Raw genomic sequence first — 18,204 nt, forward strand, 5'->3', positions numbered from 1 at the left:
GTTATTCTTCCTTTCTAAAATTCAATTTTTTAGTATAATATTCTAATTCACCTTTACCACCAATTTTTTCAAACCCAATTTTTTCATAAAACTTTTTAGCTCCAGTATTATCTTTTTTTACTGAAAGACTATAGGCTTTTACTTGGTTCTCTTTTAACTGCATTTCAACTTTATTAATTAACACATCAGCTATCTTTTTACCTCGAAAATTATCATCAATAGCTATTGACAATAAACAATTTTCTTCCTCTTCTACATTTTCTTCTTTTGATTTTTTAAATACATTCATAACTCTACTTTTCAGTCCCAAAAATATTGTTTTATTCATTTTCAACGTTTCGATAACTATTTTTTTACTTAATAAATAAAAATTATCTTTGTAAAAATTTTTGATTATATTAGAATAATTAGAAGTTGTCAAAACAAACCCTACTATTTCATTGTTATAACTTGCTTTTAAAAAAATTGTACCTTTATCATCATCATATGCTTGATAGTATTTTTTTACCAACTCAAACCCTAAATTTTTCAAAAAATAGTTTCTAAAGATTTTACAATGAAGCTCAACAATTTCCTCAAGATCTTCTTTAGAAACTACTTCTACTTTTATTACCTCATTCATCATTTTACACATTCCCTTCAATAATTCACTCTAGACTACAATAACCTCTTAATTTAAACTCAATGATTTTCGTTTAAATGGATAGGCTAACATTCCAATAATAGTTCCTATCCCATAAAAAAAATGAAGTGAAAAAAATATAAAAGGGAGTAAAATAAGTACTAAAGAATTTTTTTTTGTTTGCTTAAGTGAAAAAAAACTCATCAAAATCGCAAAAGAAAAATACAAAGCTAATAGTAACAAAATAAAAAAAGGAGTATATAAAGAAATTATTGAACATACAATAAGCGCCAAAACAAAAGAAGCTGGAACAAAATGATAAAGGGATAAGCACCTTGGACAAACCCCCAACGTTAAACCAATCCAATAACCATTTAAAAATTTTTGTTTCAACATTTTTTTTAGTGAACTTCTAACATGTTGATACGACACAATTTCTGGGCTGTAACAAAATTTATAACCAGCCTTTCTCATTCGATAGTGTAGTTCATTATCCTCAGTTCTACCTAATTTTTCATTAAATAGACCTACATTATTAAACACTTCTTTTCTATACGCAGCATGAAACATCGAATTCACATATTTTTTTTCTTCACTTTTTCTATACGGAGCAATGCTGCTACCGAACATAGAAGATTCTGCCGTTAGTAAAAGCTCAGTCCAATTAGTTGAATTAACTAAAATATTGGGTCTTTTCCCTCCTGATATATCTTCTCCAGATTCTAAAACTTTAATATTTTTTTCAATAAAATCAGTAGGAATCGAAGCATGCGCATCTACACGAATAATAACATCTCCAATTGCATTTTGTATTGCTACATTCCAACCAGCAGCTTGTTTCTTTTTGATATTATCAAGTACTTTTATATCAAAAAAATCACTATTTTCAAAAAATTCATTCATTATTTTTTTAGTATCATCCTGAGAACAACTATCAACCAAGATTAATTGAATACTACTGTGAGGGAAGCTTTGTTTTTTTATGTCATTCAATAAATGTTCAATTGTTTTTTCTTCATTAAGAGCAATAACACACAATGAAATCAGCATACTTTAATCTCCTTTTTTCAAAACAGCTACGAATGTTTCTATCATTATAGTCATATCACCTAGAAAACTGTAATTTTCTAAATATTTTAAATTATATTTCATTTTTTCAGGTAGTATCTCATTAACATAGGTTTTTTCGATACCTTTAGAAGAATTCAATAACTTCTGCTCATTTTTAAATTTGATGCTCGCTAAAGAAGTTACTCCTGCCGGCAATAATAAAGTTGCATACATTTCTTTAGAGTATTGATTAACATAATATTCAACTTCTGGTCTAGTCCCAACGAAGGTCATCTCACCTTTAATAATATTCAATAATTGTGGAACTTCATCTATTCTATATTTCCTTAGTACTTTGCCAATTTTTGTTATTCTTTGATCATTATCTATGGTTACTAAAGATCCTTTTTTATCTGCATTTTCTATCATTGTACGAAATTTATAAATATCAAATAGTTTGCCGTTTTTTGTTACTCGCGTTTGTTTGTAGAAGACTTTCCCTCTACTATCGCTCTTTATTAAGATAGCTACCACTAGCATAAAAAAAGATGCAAATAATAGTAAACATGAGGCTAATGTTAAATCAAATGCCCGCTTACTTATTAATGATTTTTTTTTTTTATTAAGTATCCTAAAGTACTTTTCTACCTCTTCATTTCTCATTACTCCGGGTAAATCATTCCATTTTTGTAACATATTCACTCTCCTATTTGCTGTACTTATTAGCATTCTCAACTATATATTCCAATTCGGAGTCTGTAAGTAATGTGTGTAAGGGCAATGTTACTTCATTACTATACAATGTATACGCATTTGGATAATCCTCGATATCGAATCCTAATTTTTTATAAGCAGTAAGCATCGGAAGTGGTTTATAATGAACATTACATGCAATACCTGCCGTGGCCATTTTTTCAATAAAATAATTTCTATCTTCTACATTTTTATCAATTAAATTAATCATGTACAGGTGCCCACTTGATTCGTTTAAATTCTGATAATGAGGTAAACTTTTAATCCGATTTCCATTTAAATGCTGATTATAATATTCAATTATTCTTTTTCGTTTTTTTAAGTTTTCTTGATAACGACTCAGTTGAGCTAATCCTATCGCAGCTTGTATATCTGTCATATTACATTTGTAACCTAGCGTTTCAATATCATACTCCCATGCCCCTAAATTACTTTTGGATAGAGCATCTTTTGATTGCCCGTGTAAAGATAATAACATGTACTGTCTATATACTTCTTCATTATTTAAACCAACTTGATTACACCAAGTAACTGCCCCACCTTCTGCAGTAGTCAAATTTTTAACTGCATGAAAAGAAAAACAAGTGAAATCAGCAATATTACCGCTTGTTTGTTTCTCATATTTGGCTCCAAATGAATGTGCAGCATCTGCCATAATTATCACTCGATTAAAGATTTTTTGTATATCATTGTTAGCATTAAATAAATAACTTTTCTCTTCTACTATTTCAGCTATTTTTTTATAATTACAGACAATTCCAGCAAGATCCACTGGTATAATTACTTTAGTTTTAGCTGTTATTGCATTACGTAATTGATGATAATCCATTTCGTATGAATTAGGAGCTGTATCAACTAGGACAATTTTAGCTCCAACATGCTCTATAACACTAGCAGTTGCAGTATAAGTATATGCTGAAGTAATCACTTCATCTCCTTCACCAACACCTAATAACCTTAATGTAGACTCCATACACGCAGTTGCCGAATTTAAACATACAGCAGTATCAGTATGACAATATCTTGCAATTTCTTTCTCAAACTGTTTTGTTTTAGGGCCAGTTGTAATCCAGCCACTTTTCAATGTATCAATAACATTATCTATCTCTTTAGTACTTATATCAGGTGGTGAAAAAGGTATAATCATAATATTTTCTCCTTTTAATTCTTATTTGCATATTCAATTAATTTTCTTCTAACCTCAAGAGAGTGACAATTATCCAAATTAAAGATAAATTGCATGACATTTTCAACAGTTGTTTTGTTCACTTCACCAACAAAAATCTTATCATGTACTTTTTTATTTGTCTGTTCACCATCTACTAGCAACTCTTCATAAAGCTTTTCACCAGGTCTTATCCCAGTTTCAATAATTTCAATCTCATCTTCTTTATAACCACTTAACTTAATCACTTTTTTTGCTAAATCTAATATCCTAACGGGTGCTCCCATATCTAAAATAAAGATTTCTCCACCTTTTGCCAAGGCTCCGGCTTGAAGGACTAAGCGACTTGCTTCAGGAATGGTCATGAAATAACGTGTCATTCTAAAATCGGTTACAGTCAAAGGACCACCATTTTTAATTTGTTCTTTAAACAACGGAACAACACTTCCTCGACTGCCTAAAACATTCCCAAAACGTACAGCAGCAAACTTGGTTTTTCCTTCCTCGTTTAATCCGGTTACAATCATTTCAGCAATGCGCTTTGTAGCACCCATGACATTAGGTGGATTAACAGCTTTATCCGTTGAAATCATCACAAAACTACCAACATTGGCTGCTTTTGAAGCTTCTGCCATATTTTTTGTTCCATAAACATTATTTTTTAAAGCTTCTATTGGATTGTATTCCATCATCGGTACATGTTTATGTGCTGCTGCATGATAAACTTGAGCTGGTTGGTATTCTTTCATTACTTCAAAAATACGTTCACGGTCTTGTATATCAGCGATTACAGGGATTATCTCCATTATCTTTTGATAACTTTTAGTCATCTCTTGATGAATGTGATAAATTGAATTTTCTCCATGCCCTAATAGAATCATTTTTTTTGGTTCAAATTTTGCTATTTGACGACAGATTTCAGAACCAATCGATCCCCCAGCTCCACTTACTAATACTGTTTTCCCAGTTATTTTTTTTGATATTTGTTCCATATCTAACTGAACTTCTTCTCGACCTAATAAGTCTACAACATCAATTTCACGAAAACGACTCACTGATAATTTCCCATTCAACACATCTTCAACAGATGGCATTAAGTTAACCTTAACAGAAATCGCATTGCAAATATCTAATATTTCTTCGTACTCTTGAGGTTGTAGAGAAGGGATTGCAATTGTTATCTGTTTAATATCATACTCGTTCACAATTTTAGGAATATCAGTTACTAAACCAACAACTGGAACGTCATGCAAATACGTATTTAATTTAGTAGGATCTTTATCAACAACTCCGATTATTTGAATATCCTTACTATTTTTTTGCGTATTTCTCAAAAAAATACTGCCGCCTTCTCCTGCACCAACTACTAGCGTTTTAATTTGTCCTTGGATTTTTATTTTATTTTCATTACGATAATGCATCTCATTTAAAATACGCCAAACAATTCGACTACTTGCAATAACAGATAATGAAAAAATATAAGTTAAAACGATAAAACGAAAACTTACAGCCGTTAACGTTAAACTTGTAATCACCGTTACCACTAAAAAAGATAACGATACACAAACAAATATATTGATTATTTCCTTAATGCTGGCGTATCGATTGATTTTTGAAAAAATTTTAAAATAAGATGCAAATGCTAGATAGCTAACAATACATAAAACGACACTCATGTATAAAAAAAATTGAGATGGATCAATATATGGAATTAAAAATATATATGCTAATACACTTGAAAAAATAATCGCTAAAGTATCTACTCCAATCAAGATACTTTTCTTTATACCTCTCTTCATTTCGCTTATTCCTCTCCTCCAGTTAAAACAACCCTAAAAATTTATGACTTTTCACCTTATTTGGAGAAACTGGAATAATAGTTTCTCCATTGATTAAATCTTTTGCATTTTGTTTAAATAACTCCACTTTTTTTAACCCCACATTTTTCTCCATTTTTTCATAGGCTTCTTTTAAATGAAAATTTCTAGTGGTGACATTATGAGCGTCCGAAGCAATGATATGAACTAAATTTGCCTCAATCATTTGTTTACTCACTTTTTCAATTTTTTTACCAAATTTCCCTAGATAACTTCCTGCTGTTAATTGTGCAAGAGCACCTCTTTCAATAAAATCACCTAATCTATTAGGATTCTCCATAAATATTTGATTGCGTTCGGGATGAACGATAATCGGTGTAATCTTTTTTTTATTTAACTGAAAGAATAGTTCCTCACTAAACTGAGGAATCGTCATAGTTGGAAACTCGATTAATAAGTATTGTTGTTCTTCGTCAATAAATTGAATAGTGCCATTTTGTATATCTTCTATTAATTCTCCTGTTATTCTAACTTCTTGACCTGGAAATAATGTTAGAGGAATTTGTCGTTTGTCAAATTCTGCTTGAAGTTCATTTACGTTAGCAATAATAGTGGCACTCGCATTAATATATCGGCCGTTATTATGATGTGGTGTGACTAGTATATGCGTGATTCCTTCTGCAACAGCCACATGAGCCATTGCAATCGAATCATCCATTGTTTGAGCACCGTCATCAATTCCGGGTAAGATGTGACAATGCAGATCAATCATACAGTGTCACTATCCAATCCATAATATTTATATGCACTATCTTTTGTTCTTTCTACACCATTAAAGACTGTGCCAATTACATTCGCATTCACAATATCTAATAGCTGCTTAGATTTAATTAACGCTTCTTTATTTGCTACACCACTTCTAATAACAAAAATTGTACCATCTGTTTTAGTCGCCATAATTTGAGAATCCGTTACTGTAATAACTGGCGGCATATCGAAAATAACTAAATCAAATGCCCCTTCTAGAATTTCAATAATCTTATTCATTTTGTTTGAATCTAATAATTCAGACGGGTTAGGAGGAATAGGACCACTTGTTAGAATAAACAGATTTTCATTGGTTCCTTGACGAATAACTGAACTTAATTTAACATCTTTTTCAGTTAATAAAGTTGTTAAACCTTCATGGTTCGGAATATTGAAGGTTTTATGAACTGTTGGTTTACGCATATCTGCATCTACTAATAAGACTCTCTTTCCTTGTGAAGCGAATACAATTGCTGTATTGGCTGAAATAGTTGATTTTCCTTCTCCAGGTCCTGATGAAGTAAAAATTAATGATTTCAAATCCTTATCAACCATAGAAAATTGAATATTTGTTCGAATTGTTCTAAATTGCTCTGCAACAACTGAATTAGGTTTTGTCGTAGTAATTAGACTAGCCCCATTTGAACTTCCTTGATTGCTATTATTTTTACTTTTAAACATTGATTTTCTCCTTTATACGCGGGTTTTTGTTCTTCTTGATACAATTGAACTTGGAGCCGTTGCATTTAATTCATCAAAACTCATTTCTGAGATTGTCCCTAAATTCGTCCAGCCCAATGCTTCTGACATGAATTTTTCGTCACGAACTGTTTTATCCATAAATTCTAATAGGAAGCTTAAACCGACAGCTACCATCAATCCTACTGTAAAGCCGATTAGCATATTTAACATTGGTTTTGGTGAAACTTGCGAAGTATTAGGATGCGCATTAGAAATTTGAGTAACATTTTGAACACTCATAATTCCTCCAATTTTTTCTTGAAACACAGCTGCTACTGTATTGGCAATATCTGCTGCTTTATAAGGATCTGCATCTGTTACTTTAATAGTAAATACTTGTGAATTTTGTTGGGTAACAATTTCAATTTTACTAGCTAGTTGTTCAACACTTGCACTGCTATTTAATTTTTTTCGTACGTCCTCTAAAATAACTGGACCTTTAATAATATCTTTATACGTATTAATCATTTGGACATCTGTTTGCAAATCGTTCCATTGAGTGGCAACCTGACTCTCATCTTTAGCACGATTCACTAATAATTGTGTAGACGAATTGAATTGTGGTGTTATAAAAAAGTAAGTTAAAACGGCTGCTAAAATAATTCCAACCAATCCTCCACAAATAATCAGCACTACTTTTTTACGGATAACTTCAAACAACTCTGATAAATTAATCGTTTCTTCCATTTTTTCCTCCCAATAACTACTTTACTTAATTTAATTTATTATTTTTTTATTAATCTTACTAATTATATCATACTCAGCAACGTTTTTTCTTATGTTTCCATGAAAATTTACATCCTCTTATTTAAAGATTTCATTTCTTTTTCTATGATACAGTTACATCAATATTCCATCGTTCACTTTTTTTAAATTCCCTTTTAAAGAGAAATAAAAAACATTGATTTACAGTTTTTTTATAATACAGTCTTCTCATTTTTTCTTAGAAATTTTTTGTTTACCTTCATCAAATTTTTTTATTAGATACTTTCCAACCACATTGGTATTCTCTTCAATTTCTCCATGATAAAATTGGTCTAAGGAAGCATTGATTACAGCTCCTAATGTTAAGATAATTCCCGAACCATTTAGCCATAACATCAAAACAATCATTGTTCCTATTGTCCCGTAACTTTGGGTTCTACCTGAAAAATAGTTCACGTAAATCGCAAACCCCTGAGAGAGAGCCATCCAGCCTACTGTAGCAAATAAAGCTCCTGGAATAACACTTTTTATCTTTGTATTGGCATTTGGAACCATGAAGTAAATAAGAATAAAAACAAAAAATAAAACAATTAACGTAACTGGCCATTTCAGAGTTTGAAAGGTTTTTAAAGTGGAAGTAGATAATTGCAATAACGGGGTTAAATAATCTAAAATCATTTGCCCAAAACTAAATATTAGCACTAATAAAACAATTCCTAAAATCAATACTAATGTAAATGCTAGCGATGCCAAACGGATTACAAACATGTTTTTTCTTGGCTCCACGCCATATGCTTTGTTCATGCTTACTTGCATTGCATTCATGCCTTTACTTGATGCCCAGATTGCTCCAATGACACCGGCAGATAGCAAGCCACTACTACTAGAAGTCAATAAGTTTAACATCGTTGATTCTAACTGAGTAAAAATATATTCCGGAATCAAGCTTTGCATATAGGGTATCAGCGTTTCCATATCTAAATTTAGTAAAGGAAGTAAATTTCCAACTACAATTAAGATTGGAAAAAAAGAAAGCAACAAATAATAAGCAATAATAACTGCAGAATTCGTAACCTCTGCTTCTTGATACTTTTTTTGAATAGTTTGAATTAATCGAATAAATTCTTTCTTATCCATTAAACGTTGTTTTATCTCCATAATCGCTCCTTTATTCATCAAAAGCTAAATTCAACAGCCTTCTTCACTCTTTCTAAAGTAAAAAACGTTGAATCTTCATTCAACGTTTTTTTACTTATTGATCTTTTTGTGAGGTAAGAATTCTAGGTCCTTCTTTTGTAATCGCAAGGGTATGCTCAAATTGACAGCTTAATCCACCATCTTTTGTACGAGCAGTCCAGCCGTTGTCGTCCATTTTAGATTTCCAAGTCCCTGTATTTACCATTGGTTCAATTGTAATTACCATACCTTCTTTTAAACGTAAGCCTTTGCCAGCTTCGCCATAGTGAGGAACTGCAGGACTTTCATGAATCGTTGGCCCAATTCCATGTCCAATGAATTCACGGACAACAGCTAAATCTTCACCTTCTACGTAAGTTTGAATGGCGTGGCCAATATCGCCAATTCGATTGCCAACTTGTGCTTGTTCGATCCCAACGTATAGTGCTTTTTTAGTAACAGCCATCAAATGATCTAATTCTGGAGTTGATTTTCCTACTACATAGCTCCAACAAGAATCCGATAGCGCACCCTTTAAATCGACACACATGTCCACTTTGATTAAGTCACCATCTTTTAATACTTCTTTTCTAGGGAAACCATGGCAAATTTCATCGTTAATGCTAACACAAGTCGCATACTCATATCCTTCAAATCCTTTTTGAGCTGCGATAGCGCCGTGTTTAGTTATATAGTTATCTACAAATTCTTCAATGTCCCAACTTGTAATACCTGGTTTAATAAAATCTCGCAAAGCAATATGCACATCGGCTAATAATGCACCTGATTCCGCCATTGCATCAATTTCACGTGTTGATTTTAGTGTAATCATTCTATCTATTCCTCATTTCTTTATTTTCTTGATACTAGATTAGTATGGTAGTTTTTTTATAATCATCTTCTATATTATAGCGTATTTTTTTGATTTGTGTACTATTGTGGTTGATTTCTTATGAAATCCTATTTATTTTATCGTTTTCTAATTGCATTTACAAGACGGTTTTTGTTATAATCGATAAGACTTGTTCACTATTTAGATAGAGAAAGGATGGACTAAAAAATGGCAACTGCTAAAATTGTTTATGCGAGTATGACTGGAAACACGGAAGAAATTGCCGATGTTGTTGCTGAAGCATTAGAAAACTTAGATATTGATGTTGAAACTGTAGAATGTACTCAAGCTGATCCTGAAGATTTTGAGGATGTGGATTTGTGTATCGTCGCTACATATACTTATGGCGATGGAGATCTTCCTGATGAAATTGTTGATTTTTATGAAGAATTAGCTGAAATTAATTTATCTGGTAAAATTTTTGGAACTTGTGGTTCTGGCGATACATTTTATGATGAGTTTTGCAAATCTGTTGATGATTTCACCGCTCGTTTTATTGAAACTGGCGCAACACAAGGTGCTGACAGCGTTAAAGTTGATTTAGCTGTAGAAGAAGAAGATATTCAAAAATTAGAAACCTTCGCAAAAGAATTAGCGTCAAAACTATAATCTTGTACTTATATTTATATCTAAAAAAAGAACGGACTTAGAAAATTCTAAGTCCGTTCTTTTTATTTACTGTATCTTGCACCAAGAATCATATCAGATAACGCATCACGTAAATTCGATTCAATATCTTCTTCATTCATTGGCAATAAACCAGATGAAATTAATGACGCAATTCCTTGCGCTACAATCCAAATTTTAGTGAACAGTTCAAATTTATCTTCTTTTGATAAATTTTTCGTATCTTCATTTTCTTCCATTAATCGCATGGCAAAATCTAATGAAATTTTATGCATTTTTTCAATGCCTAAGTGATTTTCAATGTACAACGCACGGAATAAAACTTTTTCTTTATCTGCAAATTGAATGTAGTTGATACATGCATCAAGCAATGCATCTCCTGTATGTTCATTTGAGTAAACTTCTTGTTTTAAATAATTTTTAATTTTTTCAAATAATTCATTTTTCAAGTCATCCATATTTTTAAATTCTAAATAAATAGGTTGAGTAGAGCATTTCATTTTTTTGGCAATATTACGTGCTGTAAAACCTCCGAAACCTTCAGTTCTAACAACTTCATATGCTGCGTTTAATATTTGTAGTTTGGTAATTGTTTTTTTTCTAGCCATCCGGCTGCACCTCATTTCATTTAGTTGGGTTAGTTACTGTATTTGTATAATAAAAAATAGTTATTTGTTATTTGACAAAATGCTATTTTAACTATCTGGTTCGACCATTATGGCTGTCTGTTTTTTTATGTTCATAAATGAATAAAATAATCGCATTAAACACTTACGTTACCTATCTTTAAAAGGATTCCAAAATAATAACTAGTCTCTTTTTTTAACTATTGATTTCTTTTATAAATCTTCGATGTTAATTTTTACCCTCCTTAACTATTAACAATAAATGTTATTGTTATTTTAACACCTTTACAACAGAAAAAAAAGAACTTTTTAACGTATGTAGTCATTATTCTAAAAAATGTGACGTTTTTCTTAAAGTTATTTTATGAAACCTTAAAAAATGAACAACATTTGTAATGATTTTAGTCTTTTTTTTAATTTGACAAATTGTTTCCCACCTCTCCTTATGCTATTATAAACATATAGTTTTTCAATTTTTACAATCTTAATTCAGGGGGAATTCAAAATGGTATTACCAAATTTTAAAGAAAATCTACAAAAATATGCTGAATTAATTGTCAGTACCGGCGTAAATGTATCGAAAGGCCACACCGTTGTGTTACAAATAGATGTTGAACAAGCACCACTTGCTCGTTTGATTACTAAAGAAGCTTACAAATTAGGTGCAACAGAAGTCATTGTAAAATGGTTAGATGATGAAATTAATCGTGAAGTTTTTTTAGGTACTCCTGAAGAACGTTTAGTAGACATTCCTCAATATAAAATTGATGAATCTATTGACCAAATTGAAAAAGGCGCAAGTCGTATTAGTGTTCGTTCTGCTGACCCTGATGCTCTTGCTGGCGTAGATACAGATAAAGTTGCGGCTTACCAAAGTGCTGTTGGAAAAGCTCTCTCAGAGCAACGCACAGCTACTCAATCAAATAAAGTTAGTTGGTCAGTCGTTGCTGCAGCTGGCGCTAAATGGGCAGCTAAGGTCTTCCCTGATTTAGCAACCTCAGAGGAACAAGTAGACGCTTTATGGGATCAAATTTTCAAAACAACACGTATTTATGAAAGCAATCCTGTTGAAGCTTGGGTCAATCACGATCAGCTGTTAGAAGCAAAAGCAAATGAATTAAATAAAGAACAATTTGATGCTCTTCATTACACTGCTCCTGGAACTGATTTGACCATTGGTTTGCCAACAAATCATCGTTGGGAAGGCGCTGGTAGTTTTAATGTCCGCGGTGAGAAATTCATGGCGAATATGCCTACGGAAGAAGTTTTCACTGCTCCTGACGCAAATCGCGCAGATGGTGTAGTAAGAAGCACTAAACCACTTAGTTATGCTGGCACGACTATTTTAGATATGACCTTTACTTTTAAAGATGGCAAAGTAGTAGATGTTACAGCTAAACAAGGTGAAGACGTTTTAAAAAAATTAATTGCTACAGATAATGGCTCTGCTCGTTTAGGTGAAGTTGCCTTGGTTCCAGACCCCTCTCCTATTTCTCAATCAGGAATTGTTTTCTATAATACCTTGTTTGACGAAAATGCTTCTAATCATTTAGCTTTAGGATCAGCCTATGCGTTTAGTTTAGAAGGTGGTACAGAAATGACAGAAGCAGAATTGATTGCTGCTGGTTTAAACCGTAGCAATGTCCATGTTGACTTTATGATTGGTTCAAATGAAATGAATGTTGATGGAATCCGTAAAGATGGCTCAATTGTCCCAATCTTTAGAAACGGAAACTGGGCATAATAGAAAAGAACTCGTAATTTTATATTACGGGTTCTTTTTCTGTTTAAGGGCTAGACATTTTTTTTAAACCATGAGAAACTGTGTAAGAGATTTCTTTTGTTCCTATAGCTCAGGGGATAGAGCATTCGTTTCCTAAACGATGTGTCGCAGGTTCAAATCCTGTTAGGAACGTTTGATTAATGCTGGTATATTAGCCTTTTAGGTTTTTATATCAGCTTATTTATATATATGGAATTTTTTAAACTAATTAAACATTAACCTTTATTCTACACACATTATCCGTTGGAAATGTTTTTACGAAAAAAATGACTACTAATGATTATAGTAGCCATCTACACCCCATAGTTTATGAATCCCCTTAAAAGACTCTGATATCAGGAAATTATTTTTAAGCACATTTTTTGCGGAGTGCGACTCAAAAATGTAAATACGCCAATAGAGTTTAGATACATAGATAGGCTTACTCACTGTATTATTTTACAACAAAATTTCTTTTCTAACAAAATAAAAACACGCTCGATTAACGTGTTTTTCAAGGTAAATGGTTGTGAAACACTTGCCTTATCAATGATTATTTTATACTAACCTGTATAACTTGTAAAATGCAAAATTCAAATACAAGTCCTCTTATTATTTTGATTATCAAATACTTCTAGTTCATTAAACTTTAATACCAACTAAATCTAATTATTCCTTTACTGAGACTCTTTAAAAAGAAAGACAGCCAAACTTAAATTTTGTTCAAATAGCGACTTAAATAACTGATACTCTTTTTCTGTATAATACTCGTCTGGTAAAAAGCTCGTTTATTTACTTATTTCTTGAAATAACCTTTCGGACAAATCGATTTTATTCATATAATATTCCTCTTTTTAAAACAACACCTATCAAATAAAGCCTTTCAAAGAAGAACCCTTAGATATTTATAATACCGCATAGATAAAAAAAGCCTCCATAGACGAGTCCATGAAAGCTGTAAATAAACATGGAAATAGTACATTTTATAGAGGGAAAATGTATTAAATAAAAAATTTGGGATTAATTATTTAATTTATTTACATATTTATTTTATCATAATTTATAAAAATAAAAAAATCTAAAAAAACAATAACAGAATCCGTTTCCATCTACAATTTTTATAATAAAAAAATCTTCAACGACAAAATAGAGTGGTAGGAAAATCTTTGCATTAAAAAGTTCCTTCAATTATTATTCAGATAAATTTCTTTTTACACTCTTTATCATCTTATAAAGAGAATCTCTATCAATAAGACATACTCCAGTTTTAACTGCTAATTCCTTAGCTGATTTAGTAAAGTAGCTGTTCGTAACCACATATACCTCATCTAAGCCGTAATAACTCTTGCCTGCATGTGCTTCTTGGACTGCTTTATTTCCAACATTTTTCTTATATCTTTTACATTGATAACCCATTTTTTTATCTTCATTGTGTGCTAATACGTCAATTCCCTGGTCCCCTTGATATTGAGTTACTCTTACTTTTTTATAATTAGATTTTCTAAGTAAGTTAGCAAAATAATGCTCAAATTTTTCACCAGTCATTAAATCAATGTCTTTCATTTCGTAATTTTTATGACGTTCCATAAAGAATATAGTGATTTTAATACTATAGATAATTACAATCAGACTTATTCCTATCCAAAATAACTGACTCTTCAAAAGAGGTTCTAAAATTGTTTTTAAATCCATCATGTTAGTTTGTTTCATACGCCCTCCAAAGTTTGTTGTTATGTATTTAGTTTAGCATAGGTACAACATATTTATAAGTATAAAAAAACGTGTTTGTTAAGGTAGATGTCTTTTTTTTCTGTTAGGAACGTTAGATGAATTAAAACTTTATAAATATAAAAAACTTCTTAATCCAAAATTGGAATGAGAAGTTTTTTATATCTAATTATTTTATTGCAAAACGATTTTATAACTTAATTCTATTTTTTATACTCTCGATTAGCTACATTCAATAAGCGTTCATAGTATGGAGCACTAGAACTAAATTCCATATGTGGCATATCTTTATCATTATTTGCTTTATAAATTCTGCGTAAAATTTCTAATTCATCTCCATGTGCCAGTTGTTTCACTGCAATTCCATCAAAATAAAAAGTAGGTTCATTGTTATTGACTCTATATGTTAATTGCATTTCAATCTCTCCTTTTTTGTCTGTATTTGTTCCTGTCTGCCCTTTTAGTAATTCATAGATGCTATTTGCTGCATCAATTCGAATCTCCATATGAGCAAGGGCTACATCTGGCCTCTCCCAATGTGCACAAAAATCAGCTGCAGCTGCTGTCAAACTTGAACTTTGTTTGAATTCTGATAAAGTTTGATTACGCTGTACTGTTGGATGATAAGCGGTATTTCCATAGTTTGACCATTGACCAGTTTTATCCCCTTGTGCAATTATTGTTGCTTGCCCTTGAGCTGTTTCTGCCTCACTATTTGAAATCCCACAAACTCTTGCCTGCGAATATACATTACTTTTTGGGGTCCATTGGCCTAATCCGTAACCTCCGCCTCCACCATGTTCGTTAACGTGAGGATTGAGCGCAGATTCTGCATATAGATTCCCAATTACTCCTGCGGCAGAAATATCACTGTAGTTAAATAATTTTAATGTATTCCATACTATTTTTGCCGTCTCCAACTGCGTTGATGTAAAATTCACCATAGTCATTTCCTTTCCTTTTTACTACTTCCCATGCGTCCGTGAGGAACATACGTTCGTAACCCTATTATAAACAACATCCATCTATCTCGTCTTTCAAATGTCACTACACTATCTTTCTATATTCTTTCAAATGTCTTTTTATGTACCCTTCCACAAAGTAGGAGGTTCTTTCGAATTTTGTGACATAATGTTGAAGTAGCTTGCTTTATTCCAGTCACTGATATTAATAAACAGTTCACCGCATAAATACTTTTCCCTTACCACTTTGTACTCCAGCATATTCTACTTACTTCGACATTTGAATCAACTGAAACATTATAAAGAGGTAGTAAGTCTGGATAAATCGATACAACTACTTTATCTAATAAGAAAATATTTGCCATTTTAATTGCTTGGCTTAGGCGGAAATTATACCAATCCACAGGTACCCATTCATTATCACCAATTAAATAGTAAACATCCTCAAAATTATAAATACAAAACTTTGACCAAATTTTCACAAACTGACCAGCTAGCTCATCATAACTAGTTGGAGTTTATTTACGTACAGTCGCCTCTATAATTTTGATTGTTCCAATACTATTCGCATTTACACCTGTAACTTTCATTTTTATACAAAAAAAGTAGCCTTCAACTTTTCACATTGATGGCTACTTTTAACTATTTTTGTTTTGCAGTACAAATAAGTCATAGTGCTAAAAAAATTCTAGCACGTTTGAGATGTATATTTTTTACTAGCACTGCGCCACTATTTTCAAGACATTTTAGGGTTATATACACGTGTATTTTATGAATCGCAAGCTCTTCTTAAGGAACATCAGATAATAACCAGGTTATTTCACCTTGATAACTTCCAACTTTGGCATCTGGGCTGACTTTTAATAATAAACCTGCTGTTTCTGCCCACTGAACCGTTGGATAGGTTTCCGCTCCTGCTGCGATTTTTTGACTTGTTTCATTGATAACTACGTCTTGTGTTTGACTTTTTTTTAGAATCAAAGCACTTTTTAATTTTTCTTTGGCTTTGTCTTCAAAAGGAACGGCACTGGCAAATAGTGACCAGTTTGCAACAATGGTGTTTTCGAGTTCAATTTTCCAATCTGATTGTGCTCGTTCCACATAAGGGGTTTTTTGGCTTAACTCGCTGTCTTGTAATCTAATTTTTCCGGAAGCTCCATAAATTTCAGCTCACCACCGACAGATAACTTACTGGTTTTTTGTAAACTTTCCTCTGAATATTCTCTGGTTGCTTTGAATGTGGCACTATACTCACCAAATCCGGGTTTAATTTCATTTGTAATGAGCTCAATAGGAATTTCAGTCCCATCAGCTATATCCCAGGATTTTGGTTCAATTTTTTGACGAACCAGTTCATCTAAAGTTCCTTCTTCACTGCTTTTACGAACATCTACTAATTCAAAATAGGTGTCTTTGGCATCTAAGGCAATAGTGTCTTTGGCATTGAATACCGTACTTTCAGCATTGTATACATTGACTGGGATTTTTTTTATGACGTCCCTTTTTCCGTCAGTTAACGTCGCTTCTACCCATTGAAAGCCTACTACTGAGGAATCCATCGATAATGGCTTGAGCGTTACATTCGTTCCCTTTACTTCTTTGAACAATGTTGTTAAATCGTTACTAAGCGCTTCTCCCACTTTCACTTTCTGAATGTCAGGTGTGGCGTCTAATTCAGTAATTGTCAATTCGATTTTCTGAGCTGCGGAACGTGTTCCATACTCATCAATCCCAATTATTGAAACCCTATGAATTCCTGGTGAAAATAGTTTCCCATCAATTATTCCTTTATAAGTTTGCACTTCGTTATACGGAATATTTGTATAATCAGCTAACGGAACTAACGTTTTATCCTTATCATCCAATTCCAGATACACGCGATAATCCATATTGTCTTCATCCTAAATGGTTCCGTCAATTCCGATTTTTTCATCTCGGTACATGGAAGCTTTTGTTTGATTCAGTGTAATTTTGGGAGGTGCAAGTACACCATACTTCCAAATTTGTTTGAATGATATACTCTCATTACTTGCAACGTCTACACCTTGATTTTTCATTGAAATACTTGTATTCGATACTCTAACAGGTTGGTTTTCTTTTAAAACAGTCGGTGGAGACAACACCCCTCCATCATCATTACGATATCGTTTTCCCGTTTCCCAACCAACGCCATTTGCGTTTTGTATATTGTATTGTTGAAACTTATCTGCCAATCGGCCAGCTGCCCAATTGGGCATAGTTTCTGGATCTGGTATAACCACCATAGAAGACCCATTGTAAGTTAAATTAATCCCCTTAAAGTTATTGATTGGTGTAACAACTACTGGATATGAAGCTGACCCAAAAAACGTATTGGCAAATTGGCTAAGACCGATCTTTTGAGTGTCTGAACCTAAGTTTGTAACTTGATACGTAATTTCAACCCCGGTATTCTCTAATAATCGTTGAGTTATATGAATTTTATAGCGATCTAAATACTTAAACGTACGTCTAAGGGAGTTCGTTTCTCTCTGAATGCTATAAATTGATTCCGTCTGATTTTTTCTTAAAAACCCTTGCCCAACTGGATTATACCCAGCCATACCATCTGATGTTCCCGCTGGAAATACGCCATTTATAATTAAAGACGCTTCAAGATATCTATCCCAGTATATACAAGATTTCCCATTAAATGTGTACCACCAAGAACCTTGCACCCATTCAATTTTGTATCCGTCCTTTAAAATCGTATCATTAACTGATCCAAATTCCCAACCATCTTTTAAGGGCCC

The 18,204-nt window shown here is 32.3% G+C and carries 19 protein-coding genes and 1 tRNA gene; 3 read left to right on the top strand and 17 right to left on the bottom strand.

The window, feature by feature from the left end:
* Position 1 precedes the first annotated feature (1 nt).
* From BR52_RS12550 to map, 10 genes are all read right to left on the bottom strand, one after another.
* Positions 2-625: a GNAT family N-acetyltransferase gene (locus BR52_RS12550; protein WP_057002210.1), complete on the bottom strand. Its 624-nt coding sequence runs from the start codon at positions 623-625 to the stop codon at positions 2-4.
* A 45-nt stretch (positions 626-670) separates the two neighbouring features.
* The gene (locus BR52_RS07005) at positions 671-1,672 is read right to left on the bottom strand and encodes a glycosyltransferase (RefSeq protein ID WP_034570763.1); all 1,002 of its coding nucleotides are present in this window, start codon (positions 1,670-1,672) and stop codon (positions 671-673) included.
* Between the two features lie 3 nt (positions 1,673-1,675).
* A complete protein-coding gene (locus BR52_RS07010) occupies positions 1,676-2,368 on the bottom strand; it encodes a sugar transferase (protein ID WP_034570766.1) in 693 nt (230 codons plus the stop codon).
* Positions 2,369-2,378: 10 nt separating this feature from the next.
* Positions 2,379-3,572 carry a DegT/DnrJ/EryC1/StrS family aminotransferase gene (locus tag BR52_RS07015; RefSeq protein WP_034570769.1) on the bottom strand — a complete coding sequence of 398 codons (1,194 nt, stop codon included), beginning with the start codon at positions 3,570-3,572 and terminating at the stop codon, positions 2,379-2,381.
* 14 nt (positions 3,573-3,586) lie between these two features.
* A complete protein-coding gene (locus BR52_RS07020; RefSeq protein WP_034570772.1) occupies positions 3,587-5,389 on the bottom strand; it encodes a polysaccharide biosynthesis protein in 1,803 nt (600 codons plus the stop codon).
* 22 nt (positions 5,390-5,411) lie between these two features.
* Positions 5,412-6,179 (bottom strand): tyrosine-protein phosphatase, encoded by a 768-nt coding sequence (locus BR52_RS07025; protein WP_034570774.1) that lies wholly within the window; start codon positions 6,177-6,179, stop codon positions 5,412-5,414.
* The gene (locus BR52_RS07030) at positions 6,176-6,895 is read right to left on the bottom strand and encodes a CpsD/CapB family tyrosine-protein kinase (RefSeq protein WP_034570777.1); all 720 of its coding nucleotides are present in this window, start codon (positions 6,893-6,895) and stop codon (positions 6,176-6,178) included. The genes BR52_RS07025 and BR52_RS07030 overlap by 4 nt, the downstream gene beginning before the upstream one ends.
* Before the next feature lie 12 nt (positions 6,896-6,907).
* The gene (locus tag BR52_RS07035; protein WP_034570779.1) at positions 6,908-7,642 is read right to left on the bottom strand and encodes a YveK family protein; all 735 of its coding nucleotides are present in this window, start codon (positions 7,640-7,642) and stop codon (positions 6,908-6,910) included.
* A gap of 246 nt (positions 7,643-7,888) precedes the next feature.
* The gene (locus BR52_RS07040; protein ID WP_034573609.1) at positions 7,889-8,818 is read right to left on the bottom strand and encodes a YihY/virulence factor BrkB family protein; all 930 of its coding nucleotides are present in this window, start codon (positions 8,816-8,818) and stop codon (positions 7,889-7,891) included.
* A gap of 94 nt (positions 8,819-8,912) precedes the next feature.
* Positions 8,913-9,668 carry a type I methionyl aminopeptidase gene (gene map / locus BR52_RS07045; RefSeq protein WP_034570782.1) on the bottom strand — a complete coding sequence of 252 codons (756 nt, stop codon included), beginning with the start codon at positions 9,666-9,668 and terminating at the stop codon, positions 8,913-8,915.
* Positions 9,669-9,896: 228 nt separating this feature from the next.
* Here map and BR52_RS07050 point away from each other — a divergent pair, with 228 nt between their 5' ends.
* Positions 9,897-10,337, top strand: coding sequence for a flavodoxin (locus BR52_RS07050; RefSeq protein ID WP_034570784.1), 441 nt, complete (start codon positions 9,897-9,899; stop codon positions 10,335-10,337).
* Between the two features lie 62 nt (positions 10,338-10,399).
* Here the strand turns inward: BR52_RS07050 and BR52_RS07055 are convergent, their stop codons facing one another.
* A complete protein-coding gene (locus tag BR52_RS07055; RefSeq protein WP_034570785.1) occupies positions 10,400-10,963 on the bottom strand; it encodes a TetR/AcrR family transcriptional regulator in 564 nt (187 codons plus the stop codon).
* 523 nt (positions 10,964-11,486) lie between these two features.
* Here BR52_RS07055 and BR52_RS07060 point away from each other — a divergent pair.
* Both BR52_RS07060 and BR52_RS07065 read left to right on the top strand, forming a co-directional pair.
* Positions 11,487-12,725: an aminopeptidase gene (locus BR52_RS07060; RefSeq protein WP_034570787.1), complete on the top strand. Its 1,239-nt coding sequence runs from the start codon at positions 11,487-11,489 to the stop codon at positions 12,723-12,725.
* A gap of 98 nt (positions 12,726-12,823) precedes the next feature.
* A tRNA-Arg gene (locus BR52_RS07065) sits at positions 12,824-12,896 on the top strand.
* A 1,038-nt stretch (positions 12,897-13,934) separates the two neighbouring features.
* Here the strand turns inward: BR52_RS07065 and BR52_RS07070 are convergent.
* The 6 genes from BR52_RS07070 to BR52_RS13090 form a co-directional block, all read right to left on the bottom strand.
* Entirely contained in the window at positions 13,935-14,453 is a 519-nt protein-coding gene (locus BR52_RS07070) for a restriction endonuclease (protein ID WP_236707174.1), read from the bottom strand.
* Positions 14,454-14,674: 221 nt separating this feature from the next.
* Positions 14,675-15,421: a phage tail tip lysozyme gene (locus tag BR52_RS12555; RefSeq protein ID WP_051915656.1), complete on the bottom strand. Its 747-nt coding sequence runs from the start codon at positions 15,419-15,421 to the stop codon at positions 14,675-14,677.
* 251 nt (positions 15,422-15,672) lie between these two features.
* Complete coding sequence (locus BR52_RS12855; protein WP_156099053.1) at positions 15,673-15,837, bottom strand: hypothetical protein; 165 nt, start codon at positions 15,835-15,837, stop codon at positions 15,673-15,675.
* Between the two features lie 385 nt (positions 15,838-16,222).
* A complete protein-coding gene (locus tag BR52_RS13080) occupies positions 16,223-16,534 on the bottom strand; it encodes a hypothetical protein (protein ID WP_236707173.1) in 312 nt (103 codons plus the stop codon).
* 17 nt (positions 16,535-16,551) lie between these two features.
* Positions 16,552-17,322, bottom strand: a complete 771-nt coding sequence (locus BR52_RS13085; RefSeq protein WP_236707172.1) for a hypothetical protein — start codon at positions 17,320-17,322, stop codon at positions 16,552-16,554.
* Between the two features lie 12 nt (positions 17,323-17,334).
* The gene (locus BR52_RS13090) at positions 17,335-18,129 is read right to left on the bottom strand and encodes a hypothetical protein (protein ID WP_244266940.1); all 795 of its coding nucleotides are present in this window, start codon (positions 18,127-18,129) and stop codon (positions 17,335-17,337) included.
* Positions 18,130-18,204 lie beyond the last annotated feature (75 nt).

The sequence above is a fragment of the Carnobacterium divergens DSM 20623 genome, assembly GCF_000744255.1.
Lineage (GTDB): Bacteria > Bacillota > Bacilli > Lactobacillales > Carnobacteriaceae > Carnobacterium > Carnobacterium divergens.

Bases quoted from the DNA above. Each gene is read 5' to 3' on its own strand.
- BR52_RS07070 (WP_236707174.1), bottom strand. From the start codon at position 14,453: ATGAAACAAACTAACATGATGGATTTAAAAACAATTTTAGAACCTCTT.
- BR52_RS07035 (WP_034570779.1), bottom strand. From the start codon at position 7,642: ATGGAAGAAACGATTAATTTATCAGAGTTGTTTGAAGTTATCCGTAAA.
- BR52_RS07030 (WP_034570777.1), bottom strand. From the start codon at position 6,895: ATGTTTAAAAGTAAAAATAATAGCAATCAAGGAAGTTCAAATGGGGCT.
- map (WP_034570782.1), bottom strand. From the start codon at position 9,668: ATGATTACACTAAAATCAACACGTGAAATTGATGCAATGGCGGAATCA.
- BR52_RS07040 (WP_034573609.1), bottom strand. From the start codon at position 8,818: ATGGAGATAAAACAACGTTTAATGGATAAGAAAGAATTTATTCGATTA.
- BR52_RS13085 (WP_236707172.1), bottom strand. From the start codon at position 17,322: ATGGATTATCGCGTGTATCTGGAATTGGATGATAAGGATAAAACGTTA.
- BR52_RS12550 (WP_057002210.1), bottom strand. From the start codon at position 625: ATGATGAATGAGGTAATAAAAGTAGAAGTAGTTTCTAAAGAAGATCTT.
- BR52_RS07015 (WP_034570769.1), bottom strand. From the start codon at position 3,572: ATGATTATACCTTTTTCACCACCTGATATAAGTACTAAAGAGATAGAT.
- BR52_RS07025 (WP_034570774.1), bottom strand. From the start codon at position 6,179: ATGATTGATCTGCATTGTCACATCTTACCCGGAATTGATGACGGTGCT.
- BR52_RS07060 (WP_034570787.1), top strand. From the start codon at position 11,487: ATGGTATTACCAAATTTTAAAGAAAATCTACAAAAATATGCTGAATTA.
- BR52_RS07055 (WP_034570785.1), bottom strand. From the start codon at position 10,963: ATGGCTAGAAAAAAAACAATTACCAAACTACAAATATTAAACGCAGCA.
- BR52_RS07005 (WP_034570763.1), bottom strand. From the start codon at position 1,672: ATGCTGATTTCATTGTGTGTTATTGCTCTTAATGAAGAAAAAACAATT.
- BR52_RS12555 (WP_051915656.1), bottom strand. From the start codon at position 15,421: ATGACTATGGTGAATTTTACATCAACGCAGTTGGAGACGGCAAAAATA.
- BR52_RS07020 (WP_034570772.1), bottom strand. From the start codon at position 5,389: ATGAAGAGAGGTATAAAGAAAAGTATCTTGATTGGAGTAGATACTTTA.
- BR52_RS07010 (WP_034570766.1), bottom strand. From the start codon at position 2,368: ATGTTACAAAAATGGAATGATTTACCCGGAGTAATGAGAAATGAAGAG.
- BR52_RS07050 (WP_034570784.1), top strand. From the start codon at position 9,897: ATGGCAACTGCTAAAATTGTTTATGCGAGTATGACTGGAAACACGGAA.